Annotated in this window: 15 protein-coding genes; 9 read left to right on the top strand and 6 right to left on the bottom strand. The window is 51.6% G+C overall.

Annotated elements, in window-relative coordinates; genetic code table 11:
• The first annotated feature begins 260 nt into the window (after nucleotides 1–260).
• From IPI86_RS11055 to IPI86_RS11045, 3 genes are all read left to right on the top strand, one after another.
• A complete protein-coding gene (locus IPI86_RS11055) occupies nucleotides 261–1,112 on the top strand; it encodes a nitrilase-related carbon-nitrogen hydrolase (RefSeq protein WP_345298069.1) in 852 nt (283 codons plus the stop codon).
• Nucleotides 1,105–1,932 carry an NAD+ synthase gene (locus IPI86_RS11050; RefSeq protein ID WP_345298068.1) on the top strand — a complete coding sequence of 276 codons (828 nt, stop codon included), beginning with the start codon at nucleotides 1,105–1,107 and terminating at the stop codon, nucleotides 1,930–1,932. Before IPI86_RS11055 ends, IPI86_RS11050 begins: the two co-directional genes overlap by 8 nt.
• A gap of 76 nt (nucleotides 1,933–2,008) precedes the next feature.
• A complete protein-coding gene (locus IPI86_RS11045) occupies nucleotides 2,009–3,295 on the top strand; it encodes an MFS transporter (protein WP_345298067.1) in 1,287 nt (428 codons plus the stop codon).
• Nucleotides 3,296–3,333: 38 nt separating this feature from the next.
• On the opposite strand, the gene IPI86_RS11040 is transcribed toward IPI86_RS11045, so the two are convergent.
• The 5 genes from IPI86_RS11040 to IPI86_RS11020 form a co-directional block, all read right to left on the bottom strand.
• Nucleotides 3,334–4,194 (bottom strand): 1-acyl-sn-glycerol-3-phosphate acyltransferase, encoded by an 861-nt coding sequence (locus IPI86_RS11040; RefSeq protein ID WP_345298066.1) that lies wholly within the window; start codon nucleotides 4,192–4,194, stop codon nucleotides 3,334–3,336.
• Nucleotide 4,195: 1 nt separating this feature from the next.
• Nucleotides 4,196–4,792 carry a class I SAM-dependent methyltransferase gene (locus IPI86_RS11035; RefSeq protein ID WP_345298065.1) on the bottom strand — a complete coding sequence of 199 codons (597 nt, stop codon included), beginning with the start codon at nucleotides 4,790–4,792 and terminating at the stop codon, nucleotides 4,196–4,198.
• A gap of 158 nt (nucleotides 4,793–4,950) precedes the next feature.
• A complete protein-coding gene (locus IPI86_RS11030; protein WP_345298064.1) occupies nucleotides 4,951–5,256 on the bottom strand; it encodes an ATP-dependent Clp protease adaptor ClpS in 306 nt (101 codons plus the stop codon).
• A 59-nt stretch (nucleotides 5,257–5,315) separates the two neighbouring features.
• Entirely contained in the window at nucleotides 5,316–6,137 is an 822-nt protein-coding gene (locus tag IPI86_RS11025; RefSeq protein WP_345298063.1) for an aldo/keto reductase, read from the bottom strand.
• Between the two features lie 7 nt (nucleotides 6,138–6,144).
• Nucleotides 6,145–7,032 (bottom strand): PhzF family phenazine biosynthesis protein, encoded by an 888-nt coding sequence (locus IPI86_RS11020; protein WP_345298062.1) that lies wholly within the window; start codon nucleotides 7,030–7,032, stop codon nucleotides 6,145–6,147.
• 217 nt (nucleotides 7,033–7,249) lie between these two features.
• Between IPI86_RS11020 and IPI86_RS11015 the strand changes: the two genes are divergently transcribed.
• The 6 genes from IPI86_RS11015 (at nucleotide 7,250) to IPI86_RS10990 (ending at nucleotide 12,859) form a co-directional block, all read left to right on the top strand.
• Nucleotides 7,250–8,779, top strand: coding sequence for an efflux RND transporter periplasmic adaptor subunit (locus IPI86_RS11015; RefSeq protein WP_345298061.1), 1,530 nt, complete (start codon nucleotides 7,250–7,252; stop codon nucleotides 8,777–8,779).
• A 1-nt stretch (nucleotide 8,780) separates the two neighbouring features.
• Nucleotides 8,781–9,497 carry an ABC transporter ATP-binding protein gene (locus IPI86_RS11010; RefSeq protein ID WP_345298060.1) on the top strand — a complete coding sequence of 239 codons (717 nt, stop codon included), beginning with the start codon at nucleotides 8,781–8,783 and terminating at the stop codon, nucleotides 9,495–9,497.
• A 42-nt stretch (nucleotides 9,498–9,539) separates the two neighbouring features.
• Nucleotides 9,540–10,781: an ABC transporter permease gene (locus IPI86_RS11005; protein WP_345298059.1), complete on the top strand. Its 1,242-nt coding sequence runs from the start codon at nucleotides 9,540–9,542 to the stop codon at nucleotides 10,779–10,781.
• Between the two features lie 77 nt (nucleotides 10,782–10,858).
• A complete protein-coding gene (locus tag IPI86_RS11000) occupies nucleotides 10,859–11,524 on the top strand; it encodes a response regulator transcription factor (RefSeq protein WP_345298058.1) in 666 nt (221 codons plus the stop codon).
• 1 nt (nucleotide 11,525) lies between these two features.
• Nucleotides 11,526–11,732 (top strand): hypothetical protein, encoded by a 207-nt coding sequence (locus IPI86_RS10995; RefSeq protein WP_345298057.1) that lies wholly within the window; start codon nucleotides 11,526–11,528, stop codon nucleotides 11,730–11,732.
• A gap of 41 nt (nucleotides 11,733–11,773) precedes the next feature.
• A complete protein-coding gene (locus IPI86_RS10990) occupies nucleotides 11,774–12,859 on the top strand; it encodes an ATP-binding protein (protein WP_345298056.1) in 1,086 nt (361 codons plus the stop codon).
• Here the strand turns inward: IPI86_RS10990 and IPI86_RS10985 are convergent.
• Nucleotides 12,846–14,018, bottom strand: a complete 1,173-nt coding sequence (locus IPI86_RS10985) for a cation:proton antiporter (protein ID WP_345298055.1) — start codon at nucleotides 14,016–14,018, stop codon at nucleotides 12,846–12,848. The two genes, IPI86_RS10990 and IPI86_RS10985, sit on opposite strands and share 14 nt — an antisense overlap.
• Between the last annotated feature and the right edge of the window lie 41 nt (nucleotides 14,019–14,059).

Here is a 14,059-nt window from a genome sequence, read left to right as displayed (position 1 = left end):
GGTTGGGCTTTTTTTATCCCCCGTGACCTCCATTGAGGAGGTGATATTCGAATCCCTCCCTCCCCGCCAGACAAGATGCGTCCAAGTAGGGCGCGTTTTTGATTTCACCGAGCACTCTGAAAATATGGCTTCATCCACAGATCATGGTGATTTTTTCAAATCTGCGCCATCTGCGGAAGAATTTCGATACCGTTTATCATTCGAATCTTTCCACCTCTTGGGGCATTTTATTTTCAGACAAGCGTGGTAAGATTCGTCCAATGAAACTCAACCTTGCCCTCGCCCAGATCAATACACGGCTTGGAGATGTGGAATCAAACCTTGCCAAACATCTCGAGTACATCGAACAGGCCAAAGCTGAAAAGACCGATTTATTGGTATTCCCCGAACTTTCGTTAACTGGATATGTATTGCAGGATCTGGTCGCCTCGGCCGCTCACAAGCCGACAGAGGATGACCCGATCTTCAAACATCTCCTCAAAGCGTCTCACGATCTGGACCTGGTCATTGGATTCGTAGACGAGGACTCTCGTCACCGCTTTTACATTGCCTCGGCATACCTTTCAGGCGGCAAAGCCATTCATGTCCATCACAAAGTCTACCTACCTACCTACGGCCTTTTTGACGAAGGCCGCTTTTTTGCGTGGGGTGACTCGGTCCGCGCATTTGATACGCGTTTCGGACGCATGGGCATGCTCATCTGCGAGGACTTCTGGCATGCCTCGCCTCCGTACCTGCTCTGGCTCGATGGCGCGGATATCATGCTTTTCTCGTCCGCTTCACCGGGGCGTGGCTTGAACGACAAAGAGAAACTCGAATCCGCCCGCTGGGTGGAACGCGTTACCAAGGCCTACGCCAGCATGTTCACCTCATTTGTCGCCCATGCCAACCGCGTCGGCTACGAAGATGGACTTCACTTCTGGGGTGGCGCCACCGCTTTTGACCCGAATGGCGAAGAGCTTGCGCACGGTCCGTACAATGAAGAAGCCATCACCTACACCCAATTGGATTTGAATCAACTCCGCCGTACGCGCGCACGTCTGCCGCTTTTACGCGATGAACGCACGGCTCTCACAAGAAACGAATTGAACAGGATCCTTGCCCGTGATTAATCCTGACCTCACCATCAACACCGACCTTGCCCGTGAGATTTTGACGGGTTTCGTAAGATCTGAAATTACGCGTGTGGGAATGTCCCGCGCCATTATCAACCTTTCCGGTGGACTTGACTCGGCGCTCTCCTGTGCGCTTGCAGTCGCGGCTTTGGGCGCAGAGAACGTCATGGCGTTACGCCTGCCTTATCGCACTTCTTCTGCTGATTCGCTGGAACATGCTCAATTGGTAATTGACCAGTTCAAGGTCCAGAGTGAAACGATTGATATTTCCGCGATGGTTGATCCACTGATCGAACGCGATTCAACGATATCCAGTGTGCGCAAAGGCAATATCATGGCGCGGGTCCGCATGATCGTGCTCTATGACCAATCGGAAGTATTCAAAGCGCTGCCTGTTGGGACAAGCAACAAGACGGAAATCCTGCTCGGGTATAGCACGATGTATGGTGACTCGGCCAGTGCAATGAACCCGATAGGGGATCTATATAAAACACAGGTGCGCCAGCTTGCGCGTGCAATGAACATTCCCGCGCCGATCATTGATAAAGCCCCATCCGCCGATCTGTGGGAAGGTCAGACCGATGAAAAGGAACTTGGCTTTACTTACGACGAAGTGGATAAACTTCTCTACCTGCTCATTGACCAGCGCTACAGTCCGCAGGAGGCGATCGAAGCGGGCTTCAATGAAAGTTTTGTAAAGGCTGTCACTGCCCGCGTTCGTCGTAATCAATTCAAGCGCATGCAGCCGCCGATTGCCAAGGTCAGCAATCGCACCATCGGCTATGACTTTTTATATCTCCGTGATTGGGGAACATAAACAGCGAACAGTGATCAGTGTGCAGTGATTACTGAAAACTGTTCACTGCCTTCTGTACTGATAACTGGAAATACAAATGCATATTCCTCCCTCGCTCAAACATAAAAAATTTTTCTACCTTTGGCTCGGACAGCTAATCTCGATCACAGGAACCCAGATGCAACTCTGGGCTTTATTTTGGCATGTCAGTAATTTGGATAAGAACCCGATCGCCCTTGGCGGCATCGGTCTTGCCCGTATTTTCCCCGTCATCATCTTTTCCTTGATCGGTGGGGCGCTTGCGGACTCAGTGGATAGGCGCAAAGTGATGTTCGTGACTCAAAGTGCTGCCGCGCTTCTCGCCCTGACTCTTGGACTGCTCACCCAATTTGGACAGGTCACCATCTGGTACATTTACGTCATCACCGCGTTTCAGGCAATCGCCGTCGCCTTCGACGGACCTTCACGACAGGCATTGATTCCCAACCTTGTGCCGAAAGAGGATCTGCCCAACGCATTTAGTATGACCTTCACTTCGTTTCAGTTCGGCTCTGTGCTTGGCCCCGCCTTGAGCGGATTTGTCATCGCCTGGGCTGGGCAGGAAGCGGTTTATTATTTAAATGCGATCTCGTTTGCAGCGGTGTTGTTTGCGCTTTTCATGATCGGGGATGTGCCGCAATCTTTTGCCGAGAAATCGGCAGGCATTAGTGTGAGCGCGATTCGGGAAGGCATTCATTTCATTCTTGAGAAGCCCATTATCCTCTCTTCGATGATGTTGGATTTTGTGGCGACGTTTTTCGCTTCAGCAAATACGTTAATGCCGATCATTGCCACGACTGTTTTGAAGGTCGGCGTGGTGGAATATGGCTATCTTTCCGCGGCTTCGGCGGTGGGGGCTGTGACAGTAGCGCTGGTCATTTCACAGGTCAAGGTGATCCGCAGACAGGGACCGATGTTCATGGGGGCGGTCATCGTGTTTGGGATTGCCACGGTCATCTTTGGCCTGACCAGATCCTTTATCGTGGCGTGGCTGGCAATTGCCACCACAGGCGCGGCGGATGGCGTCAGCACCATCATCCGCAATACGATTCGACAGTTACAAACGCCTGATCACATCCGTGGACGGATGACCAGCATCAACCAGATCTTTTTTCAGGGTGGGCCGCAGCTTGGCGAAATGGAAGCAGGGTCGGTGGCGCAGTTTTTCGGCGCATCGTTTGCAGTGATCAGCGGAGGCATCGGCTGTATCATCGGCACATTGCTCATCATTTGGAAGTGGCCGCAGTTGATGCACTACGATGGCCATGAGCCGATTGAAGGAGAAATCGCCTCTTCGCCTTCTTCAGGGGCATCCATTGTCAGCAACAGGGTGCGGAGACCATAGGGTATGAGTGCGTCGCACCTATACCTGCCTGCCGATAATTATGCGGTTGGATTTTCGATCAGCCTCTTCATCTCTGCCAAAACGGCTTGATGAATGACTGCCGTGTCATTTGTCCCCAACTCTTTGACATAAATCGGATTCCCGATTTGCACAGTGACCGTGACTGGTTTTTCGTTGAACATGACCATGCCCAGCAATTGCAGGGCGGTGGCGAGTTTTTCTTTTTCTTCTTTTGTCTTTTTAATTGTCAGTAACCAGTGATTGGCGTATTTGGCAGAGACCACGCCGCTCACCAGTACAGGCAGGATTGCCGCTTCGGGAGCCATGCGTACAAAAACGCCGACGCTGTCTGTCCACGCTTGTAGGGAGTCAACTGCGCCTGGGTACACCTCGGGATCAGGTTCGATGTGACCTGCGGGGAAGGTGAGCGCCGCGCCGCCGTTCTTCAAATGCGAGCTGACCTGACGCACGAGCGTCATTCGCCTGGCGGGATCATCGTGAACGTAAAATAGTTGTTTGGTTGTGTGGGGGAGTGCGTTCAAAAATGGACGATCAAGCGCGATGATGTGCAGGTCTTTGCGATTCAAGGCCGCGAAGAGCGCGACCGTGTCGGCCATGCCTGGGTGGTTGGATAATGCCAGAAACGCTGAATCAGGCACACGGTCCGCATGAATGACGCGCAACTCCTTGACGTAGCGATTCAGCAGATTGCGCCCGCCCTCGTCGATGCCGTGCAGGCCTGTAACGTCGTCGTATTCCATCATGTGACGGGCAAATATCTCGGCAGGTTTGCGGAAAAGGAATCGCAAAATTTTGGCGGGGAGGGGATAACTCTGCCACCCAAAGGATGAGACGAGGTCGTCGAGATTGATCTGGGTGAGCGTTTCGAACTGATTCAAATTATTTCTTTGCAGTGGCCCACATGTTGAGCATGAATTCGAAATAGCCGAACTTTGTCTTGGTCATTTCAAAACCAGCCTGACCGAAATACCAGCCCAGCAATGGAAGGGTGTAGGCGTAGGCATGTTCGTGGATTTCTTCGGCGCTGACAAGGCCGACCTGTGCCATGAATTTCAGCAGGCCGTCGGACCAGGCCGCGGGCGTGGTGAGGATGACCATGCCTTCGGGCTTGAGCACGCGATAGATCTCTTTGAAAAGCTTGGCCATCAGCGTGGGGTCGAGATGCTCGACGACCGCCAGCAATGTGACCGATTCAAAATAATCGTTTTCGAAGGGCAGGCGGGGTTCGATCTCCAGGTCGAGGGTGAAGCTTTCGATCTTCAACTCGGAGGCGGTTTGTTCGGGGAGGGGGATTTGGTCGATCGCGAATTTTTCGGCGAAAGCTGTGTGTGCCAAAAAATAGGGGAAGGAGCCGCAGCCAATATCGAGAATGCGGCCGTTGCGTAGATTTGTGGGGATGAGTTTATTCGCTCGTTGTGCGCGCAGGTCTGCGAGCATGGGTTCGAGCAGACCTTTTCCGCGGGTCATACCTGCCATGAAAATGTTCTCCAATTTTTTAATAAATTCGTGCAACTATATCCCACATTTATTTTCCATGCAATCTACGGATTTGTTGAGAGGGATTTGGGAGGAGATTTCACCACGGAGATCGCGAAAAAGTAAAGAATCTCTGTGACCTCTGCGATAAAAGATTTTTACTCTGGCTCCATCGAAAAGTGGAGCGGATAGCCTTCCAGCCCTGCGGCGAAGTGGGCCTTGTTGATACGCCGCTCCGCCTCGGATTTGGCGACGGTCTGCACATAAGCCATGCCTGTGATGTGCGCCGTGAGCATGATCTCGGCGGCGGTGGGTGTGCCGAGATAAAAGAAGGTCGTCAACGCATGCACGACGAAATCCATCGGCGTCACGTCATCGTTGTGGATGAGGATGCGATAGAGCGGCTCGAGTTCCGTTTCGGTGATCTCGATGATTTCGATCTCGGGGGCGATTTGATTATGCATGGTTTTTGCTTTCCGCAAGCTTCCGCGGATTTGAAATTGAAAATTCGCGATTGAAGGTTTTATTTGTAAAGGTCGTTCAACTGTCTGATCTCTTGCGATGTGAGCACGATTTCCGCTGCCTCGAAATTTTCCCTGATGTGCTGCGGCTTGAAAGACATGGGAATCGTGATGACACGCGGTTGACAGACCAGCCACGCCAGCGCAATCTGATACGGCGTGGCGGAATGGGCATTGGCAATGGCTTGCAAGGTTTTGTTTACGGGCAGGTTGCGAAATTTTACAGGTGAATAGGCTGTGATCAGGATGTCGTTTTGCTGGCAATATTCCACAACGCCGTTTTCCACGTAGGTGCGGTCGGGCAGGCGGTAGGGTATTTGATTGGTGAGGAGAGGTGTTTCAGAAAGCTCCTGCGATTTCTTGAGATCCCTGAGTTTGAAATTACTCACACCCAAATGGCGTACCTTCCCATCGCGGACGAGTTTATTCAGTGCGGTGAAGGTCTCTTCAAGCTTCATTCCAGTTGAAGGCCAGTGGATGAGATACAGATCGGCATAATCCATTTGCAGGCGGCGCAGGCTTTTTTCGCAGGACGAAAATACATCTTTTGGATTAAGATGTTCTGGCGAAATCTTGGTAGTGATAAACAGATCTTCGCGTTTGGTCTTTGTCTCGCGCACCACGCGCCCGATCAATTCTTCGGCGTGTCCGCTCGAATACATTTCCGCAGTGTCGAAGTGAGTATAGCCAACTTCCAGTGCGGAGCGCAGAGCGGTCATCGAAACAGAATCAAGACTCGGGTCGGCGGTTGAGTCGCCGCCGATCTTCCAGGTGCCGAATCCGATCTTGGGGAGAGTCAAGTTTGAGAGGGTTTCAAATTTCATCGGTGTATTAATCCAACTCGATCTCGATCGAGCGTGTGACCTTTGCCCTACCGCCAGCGAGCAGGCTTGAGATTTTTCCATTTTCCAATTTCAACTCAACAAGAATTTCGCTGGGCGATGGCGTCGGCATGAGCCTGCCTTGTTCGAGGATCATCGTTTCTTTTTTGATATTCAGCTGATCGAACAAATAACATGCCAGCGGACCCGCCGCCATGCCTGTGGCGGCTTCTTCGGGGATGCTGTAATACGGTGCGAACATGCGTGTTGCGGCATCGCGCCCGCGGACCTGTGTTTCGAGCGTGAATGGATAATACCCGATTAAGTCCAATGCTTCGCTGATCTGGTGGATGGCGTTCAAGTCGGGGTTGATCGATTTGAGTGTGGCTTCATCTTTCACGGGAATCATCATGAACGAATTGCCTGTGTTCACGGGCATGGGCTTGTGGCTTGCAAGCAGGTCTGTTTTTTGCAAACGCAGTGAATCGAGCACATCCTGTTCGCTGATGCTTTTGTGGGGAAGCGGGAAATATTTCGGTGCAAGTTGCTGCATGTAAGCCACTTCACCCTTCAGGTAAATATCGCGATTTCCATCGATGGTTTCTTTTGAGCTCTTTGGGCCTTTCACGATTCCCTGCTGAGACAAATACGAGAACGTGGCGATGGTGGCATGCCCGCAGTGGGCGATCTGTTTATTGGGTGTGAAGAAATCCAGTTTGAATTCCGCGCTTTGTGATTTTGAAATAAATGCCGTTTCCGAGAGACCGACCTTCGCAGCGATCTTTTGTTTGACCTCATTCGAAAATTCATCGGCTGGGTAAACGACACCAGCGGGATTGCCGCCCTCTCCCGCGTCTGTAAAAGCATTAATGATGTTGATTGTGATCTTGTTGGACATGGTTCCTCTGTAGTGTTAAAAAAATACCTTCACCTGCTATTTTATCGCTTGTATCATAATAAAGTAAACTTTTTGCCGAAAATTGAGAGTGAAAAGTAAAACTTTTGTTTACCAATTTATACGATACTCTGTAGCATCCATTTCTCTCCCGCAATTCTGCACAAATTCTGCACATTTGATAGGTATCTTTGGGGAAATAATAAAAGGAGATATTGAAATGAGTTCCATTCTAAATATACTGAAAAATAATAAAACCAGAAATTGGGGAATTCTTGCGGCGGTCGTGATCGTGGGGATTTTGGCGTGGAGGCTTTTTGGATCGGCAGATTCTGCGAACGCAACCGCCAGCATTGGAAACGAAGCGCTGGTTTCCTCTGTTGACCTTGAGGAGACCATTGAGGCTTCGGGGTCTTTGGAAGCCCAGCCTTTTGCCAGCCTCAATTGGAAGACGGGCGGCATTGTGGAATCTGTGAACGTTCAGCCTGGGGATTTTGTGAAGGCAGGCGACGTGCTGGTGACTTTGCAGCCCGAAAGCACATCTGCAAGCCTCGTCTCGGCTCAAGCGGACCTGGAAACTGCTCAAGCCAACCTGCGGGCGTTGATCGCCCCTGATGGTTCTTCCGTTGGTTCCGCGATCGAGAATGCCTCTAAAGGTTTTGAAGATTGGAACGACTCCCGTGTCGATTTGATGGATGCGCTCTCGTACAACCGCGGCGGTGGCGACGATGACCTTTTCGACGATGTCATTACTGCGCGGGATGATCTGGTCAATGCGCTCGAAGATTATCCGCTGGCGGCAAATACAGACGCACAATTCTATTACTGGACGGCGCGCGCCGACTTGCTTGGTTATACAGGTGATTACAACTACGCCGCGCTCAAGACCTCCCTGCGTGCTGAATTGGATAAAGAAGATGCCGACTATGTGGATGAAATTCTCGCGGCACAGGTTGAATTCGAATCTTTGGCGAAGGCGTTTGGCGAATCGATGGAAGACCAGGATGATGCCATTGATGCGATGAAGGCATTTGGCGCCTACGAACAGTCAGCGGATGCATTGCTGGATGCTTTGCAGGCGGAATATGGTGTGCTGGTACAGCCGAGCGCGAGTGATCTGACCTCTGCACAGGCAAAAGTGGATTCCGCGCAAGCCAACGTGAACAATTTAAGCGTCGTCGCTCCATTCGATGGGCAGGTTCTTTCAGTGGACGACCGTATCGGTGATACGGTGGCGGCGGGCGATCTTTCCGTCAACATGGCGGATATGAACAGTTTATATGTCGAGACGCAGGTGGATGAATCAGATATTGCGAATGTCAAATTGGGCAACCAGGTCGAGGTCACATTGGATGCGTTGCCTGACATCCTGTTTACGGGTGAGGTCTCGGCGATCAACCCGGTGGGTGAGAATATCTCTGGGTTGGTGAAATACACCATTCGGGTTACGTTGGATCCTGTGAGTGACGATACTTTCCTGCCGCTGGGTACCACTGCGAATGTGGTTATCAAAGTGCGCGATGCCTCGGCTACATTGATCGTGCCGATCGCGGCCATTCAAAATGACGAACAAGGCGAATTTGTTTGGGTGATCCAGAGCGATGGTTCGACGAAACGGGTGGATGTGGTCAGCGGATCGATCGTGGGTGATCAGGTGGCTGTGACAGGTGATCTGTTTATGGGAAATCGCCTTCAATTGGTGAATACCAGTGATTTCGCTGCCCCCAATCCTTTTGGCGGAGGAAAGTAGAATGATCCAGACTGAGAACTTGATGAAGGTATATCAAATGGGTGATAGCGAGGTGCGCGCGTTGAACGGCGCGAGCTTCACCATCGACAAAGGTGAGATGGTTGCGATCATGGGGCCATCGGGTTCGGGCAAAAGCACGTTGATGTCGATCATCGGCTGTCTCGATGCACCCACCAGCGGTAAATATATGTTGGACGGCGTGTCTGTGGAAAACATGGATGAAGCGAAACTCGCAGAAACCCGCGGACGAAAGATCGGTTTTGTTTTCCAGCAATTCAATTTACTGGCACGCACCAGTGCCCTCGAAAATGTAATGCTGCCGTTGACCTATGCTGGTGTATCTGGCAAGGAACGAAATGACCGTGCCATGAAAGCGCTGGATCGTGTGGGGTTGTCGCAACGAACGCATCATGCTCCCAACGAACTTTCAGGCGGGCAGCAGCAGCGTGTGGCAATTGCGCGGGCGTTGGTCAATGAGCCAGCCATCCTGCTTGCCGACGAACCAACAGGCGCATTGGATAGCAAGACCAGCGTGGAGATCATGGATTTGTTCCAAAGCCTGCATAAAGACAGCGGGCAGACCGTGATCTTGGTGACACACGATTCGTATGTGGCGCGCCACACCGATCGAATTATCAAGATCTCCGATGGGAAGATCGTTTCAGATGAAGCGAATCGCAATCCCCTCAAAGCTGGCGCCCCGCGTATGGAAGAGTAGAGACACGACGTTACCGTGCCTCTGCAGATAAGGAATATCAAAATGTTGTTTTCAGAAAATTTCAAGATCGCTATCCGTGCCTTGCGTGCCAACAAAATGCGGTCTGTTCTCACCATGCTGGGAATTGTCATTGGTGTGGCAACGGTGGTGGCTCTGCTTTCCATCGGCAAAGGTGCAACCGCCAGCATTACGAGTTCCATTCAAAGCAATGGCTCGAACCTATTAACGGTATCGCCGGGCAAATTACAGTCAGGTCCCGCAAGCGCGGGACAGTCGCAGCAGGCGAGTTATCTGTACTATTCAGATTATCAATTGCTCGAACGCTCACTGGCTGATAATGTTGCCGCGATCGTACCGAGCTATCAATCCTCGTATGTGGTGGCCCATGAAGACGAGAGCTTTTCCGTCAGTGTTAAAGGCGTTACGGAGGATTATCAAACCACCAATTCCTACGAGGTAGCCGAGGGCCGCTTTGTGACGGACGGCGACAACAAGTCGCAGTCTTTGGTTGCTGTGTTGGGTTCCCAAACCGCGGAGGATCTATTCGGCGGGCTGACGCCCATTGGGAAAACGATCTCGGTTAAAGGCGTAAAGTTTGAAGTGGTGGGTGTGTTGGAACCGAAAGGCTCTTCTGGTTTTGTCTCCTCTGATGATGCGGTCTTTATTCCGCTGGAGACTGGCTATAACAAATTGTTTGGGTCAACCGCCACTTATAATGACAGGAAGATCGTAAACAGCATTTCTGTCTCTGTAACCACCACCGAAGCGATGGATACGGTATCGGCACAGATCAAATTCCTGTTGCGCCGCGCCCATAACCTTACATCTTCCGATGAAGCGGATTTCAACGTCTTGAGTCAATCAGATTTGTTGAGCACGTTGACCTCCGTTACTCAAATTCTCACCACCTTCCTTGGCGCCATCGCAGGGATATCCCTGCTTGTGGGCGGCATCGGCATCATGAACATCATGCTGGTCTCTGTAACGGAACGCACCAAAGAGATTGGTCTGCGAAAAGCTGTCGGCGCAACGAGGAATCAGATTCTCACCCAATTCCTTATCGAAACCATGACCTTGAGCGTACTGGGCGGCATTCTTGGAATCTTGTTTGGCGTTGGCCTGGCGCTTGTGTTCAAAGCCACAGGCATGATCTCTTCTGTCATTACGGCTGATTCCATTTTTCTGGCATTTACTTTCGCTCTCGCAATTGGTGTTTTCTTCGGTCTTTACCCTGCCTATCGCGCCGCGAATCTGCATCCGATGGAAGCGTTGAGGTATGAATAGACGATTGACCGTGGACGGTGGACGACGGTTTGTGGTCGATCGTCTGCCGTCCATTGTCGAGAAGATATAATTCACTTATGCCCAAGAAAATCCTCATCGTTGATGATGAACCCCAGATCGTGGAAATCTGCCGAGACTATCTCAAGGCGGCAGGCTACGAAACTGTCACAGCCAGTAATGGCGCACAGGGACTTTCCCTCGCGCGTCGTGAAAAGCCAGACCTGATCGTGCTTGACCTGATGATGCCCGAGATGGACGGACTCGATGTCACCCGCGAAATTCGCCGCGAAAGCGATGTGCCCATCATCATGCTCACTGCCCGCGTCGAAGAGACCGATAAACTCATTGGCCTTGAACTCGGCGCAGATGATTACATCACCAAGCCGTTCAGTCCGCGTGAGTTGGTGGCGCGCATCCGCGTGGTGCTGCGGCGGGTTGTAAATTCTCCTGATAACGACACCATCCGCGCAGGCAATGTGGAACTCGACCGCGCGCATTACGAAGTTCATCTGCCCGATAAAACCGTTCCGCTCACCTCCACTGAATTTGAAATTCTCGCCACGTTGATGAGTCAGCCTGGCCGTATTTTTTCACGCGCGCAATTGCTCACCGCCACACATGGAGTCACATTTGAAAGTTTGGAACGCGCCATTGATTCGCATGTCCGCAACCTGCGCCGTAAACTGGAACCAGCCGAGTTGATTATCACCGTGCATGGCGTGGGGTATAAATTTGAGGGCTAACATGTATTCATCCGTCCGCGAGATCCGCATCCGTTTGTTGTCTCTGCTGGTCAGGGTGTTTGTATTTGTTTTGCTTTTATCCCTGATCTTTTTTCTTGTAGTTGTGGGCTCATTTCTAACTTCGCAAACTTCACCGATCTCCATTCCTTTTAGCGGCGCGTTGGAAGGCTATTACATCGGTCATGGAAGTTGGGATGGGGTGAAATAGTCTTCGATCTGATAGATGAATTAAGTTCCCTCGATACGCTTTTGCTGGATAAAGAACACCGCATCGTTCTTGACCGTGATTCTGATTCTGCTTCGACAACAGGTTCCAGCTATGAGCTTAAACCCAACGACTTTGCATTGAACCTGGAAGCGAACGGACAAATGGTTGGTCAGCTTGTCTTTACTTCGATCTCCCCATTGAGTAGACTGGGCATTGCGCGGGCAGTTATTATTCCAGTTAGTGTTATTTCCCTTTTGTTATCCATCTTTCTTGTGATTGTCGCAACCTTGCTGGTGCGCCGCTTTGTCAATCCGCTGGCAGATGTGATCTACGCCGCGCGTGAAGTGACCAATGGCAAACTCAGCACCCGCATTTCCAGCGAAGGCCCACAGGACATGCGCAGCCTTTCCGAGAGTTTCAATGAGATGGCTGCATCCCTCGAACGCAATGACCGTGAACGCCGTGACCTGCTCGCCGATATTGCCCACGAACTGCGCACGCCGCTCTCCGTGATCCGTGGCCGCCTCGAAGGGATTGTGGATGGCATCTACAAAGCGGATGATGGGCAGGTGGTTTCGCTCGCTCTCGAACAGACCTATCTCCTCGAACGCCTTGTGGATGATTTGCGCCTGTTAACCCTCGCTGAAACCCGCCAGTTGCATTTTGAGAAAAAATCGGTTGACCTTGCTCAACTGTCCCAGCATACGATTGATATGTTCTCTGCCGAAGCACAGGAAAAAAATATTTCCCTTGCGCTCGAAAAGGGGAGTGGTAATTACACTGCTGAACTCGACCCGCAGCGCATGGAACAGGTCATTGGTAATTTGGTCGGGAACTCACTGCGTTATATTCCCGATGGCAGCAAAATATGGCTCACGCTCGAAGAGACTTCAAGTGAAGTGAAACTCTTCGTCAATGACAATGGGCCTGGTGTGGCAGAAGATGAATTGCCCTATCTGTTTGACCGCTTCTGGCGCAAAGACAAATCCCGCACGCGCAGTGCAGGCGGCACGGGATTGGGACTCGCAATTGCAAAGCAGCTTGTCGAAGCACAGGGTGGGACGATCCACGCCAGTAATTTGCGCGAGGGTGGGCTGCAAGTTGTGATCGAGTTTAGGAAGAAGTAGCTTTTTCTTTGTGGAATGTCAAATAGATCGGTTCGATAAACCTTGCAAGGATCGGGCCAAGGATGGCGAGGAATAGAACATAGGCGGCGGAGAGTGCGCCCAGTTGCGGCTCCAAGCCTGCGCTGACTCCCAGCCCTGCAATGACGATTGAAAATTCTCCGCGTGCCACCAAGGCCGCACCTGCGCGAAAAGCTTCAAGTGGATTTGTTTTGGCGCGGCGGGCAGCCCACCAGCCCGTCAGGATCTTTGTCAGCGTGGTGAAAATGCCCAGAGAAACAGCAAGCAGCAAAACGGGAGGCAAAGAGGCGGGGTCGATCTGAAGTCCAAAGAAAAGGAAGAAGATGGCGGCAAATAAATCGCGTGAAGGGCCAAGCAGTTTGTGAGTCCGCTCGGCGATGGAATCGGAGATGGCGATGCCCATCAAAAATGCGCCGATGGCCGCAGAGACTTGCAGACGCTGTGCCATGCCTGCCACGAAGAGCATCAACCCGAAGGTGGTGAGCAGGATGACTTCGTCTGATTGATGCGCGATGAGCTTGCTGAATTTTTTTCCGTATTTGACGGCGACGAATAAAACTGTGCCGACAGTTGCGAGCGCGATGGAAACGGAGAGAACCGCTTGAGAGATTTCCTGCCCGATCAGCAGCACAGCCACGATGGGCAGATAGACCGCCATGATGAGGTCTTCGAGCACGAGGATGGAAATGATGGTGGGCGTTTCGCGGTTGTTCATGCGCCCCAACTCGGACAGTACTTTTGCGATGACGCCTGATGATGAGATGTAGGTGACGCCGCCAAGCAAGACTGCGGCGAGCGGACTCCATCCGAGCAGGAAGCCGAGGATCAGGCCGGGCGGAAAGTTCAGTAGAAAATCCACAATGCCAGCGGGGAATCCTGAACGCAGATTTTCGCCGAGTTCTTCCCCTGAATATTCCAGACCCAACATGAAAAGCAAAAGGATGACGCCGATCTCTGCGCCGATGTGAACGAAGTCTTCGCTGAATTGAAGGGGGAGGATGCCGCCGTTGCCGAAGGCAAGGCCTGCCAGTAAATAAAGTGGGATGGCTGAAAACCCCAAACGGCTTGCGAGGCGCGTGAGCAGTGCAAGGCCAATGATGGCTGCGCCAAGTTCGATGAAAATAAGGGAGATGTCTTCCATACTTGATTTTACACAAGAAAAGTTCCTGTGTTCAAGTACAT

Source organism: Candidatus Villigracilis affinis, assembly GCF_016705895.1.
GTDB lineage: Bacteria > Chloroflexota > Anaerolineae > Anaerolineales > Villigracilaceae > Villigracilis > Villigracilis affinis.
The sequence above is the reverse complement of the archived record's forward strand: the minus strand, read 5'-3'. Positions and strand labels throughout refer to the sequence as shown.

What these genes read in the sequence shown, in the direction of transcription:
- IPI86_RS11000 (WP_345298058.1), top strand. Translation starts at nt 10,859, where the DNA reads ATGCCCAAGAAAATCCTCATCGTTGATGATGAACCCCAGATCGTGGAA.
- IPI86_RS11015 (WP_345298061.1), top strand. Translation starts at nt 7,250, where the DNA reads ATGAGTTCCATTCTAAATATACTGAAAAATAATAAAACCAGAAATTGG.
- IPI86_RS11035 (WP_345298065.1), bottom strand. Translation starts at nt 4,792, where the DNA reads ATGGCAGGTATGACCCGCGGAAAAGGTCTGCTCGAACCCATGCTCGCA.
- IPI86_RS11005 (WP_345298059.1), top strand. Translation starts at nt 9,540, where the DNA reads ATGTTGTTTTCAGAAAATTTCAAGATCGCTATCCGTGCCTTGCGTGCC.
- IPI86_RS11020 (WP_345298062.1), bottom strand. Translation starts at nt 7,032, where the DNA reads ATGTCCAACAAGATCACAATCAACATCATTAATGCTTTTACAGACGCG.
- IPI86_RS11025 (WP_345298063.1), bottom strand. Translation starts at nt 6,137, where the DNA reads ATGAAATTTGAAACCCTCTCAAACTTGACTCTCCCCAAGATCGGATTC.
- IPI86_RS11055 (WP_345298069.1), top strand. Translation starts at nt 261, where the DNA reads ATGAAACTCAACCTTGCCCTCGCCCAGATCAATACACGGCTTGGAGAT.
- IPI86_RS10985 (WP_345298055.1), bottom strand. Translation starts at nt 14,018, where the DNA reads ATGGAAGACATCTCCCTTATTTTCATCGAACTTGGCGCAGCCATCATT.
- IPI86_RS11030 (WP_345298064.1), bottom strand. Translation starts at nt 5,256, where the DNA reads ATGCATAATCAAATCGCCCCCGAGATCGAAATCATCGAGATCACCGAA.
- IPI86_RS11045 (WP_345298067.1), top strand. Translation starts at nt 2,009, where the DNA reads ATGCATATTCCTCCCTCGCTCAAACATAAAAAATTTTTCTACCTTTGG.
- IPI86_RS11010 (WP_345298060.1), top strand. Translation starts at nt 8,781, where the DNA reads ATGATCCAGACTGAGAACTTGATGAAGGTATATCAAATGGGTGATAGC.
- IPI86_RS10995 (WP_345298057.1), top strand. Translation starts at nt 11,526, where the DNA reads ATGTATTCATCCGTCCGCGAGATCCGCATCCGTTTGTTGTCTCTGCTG.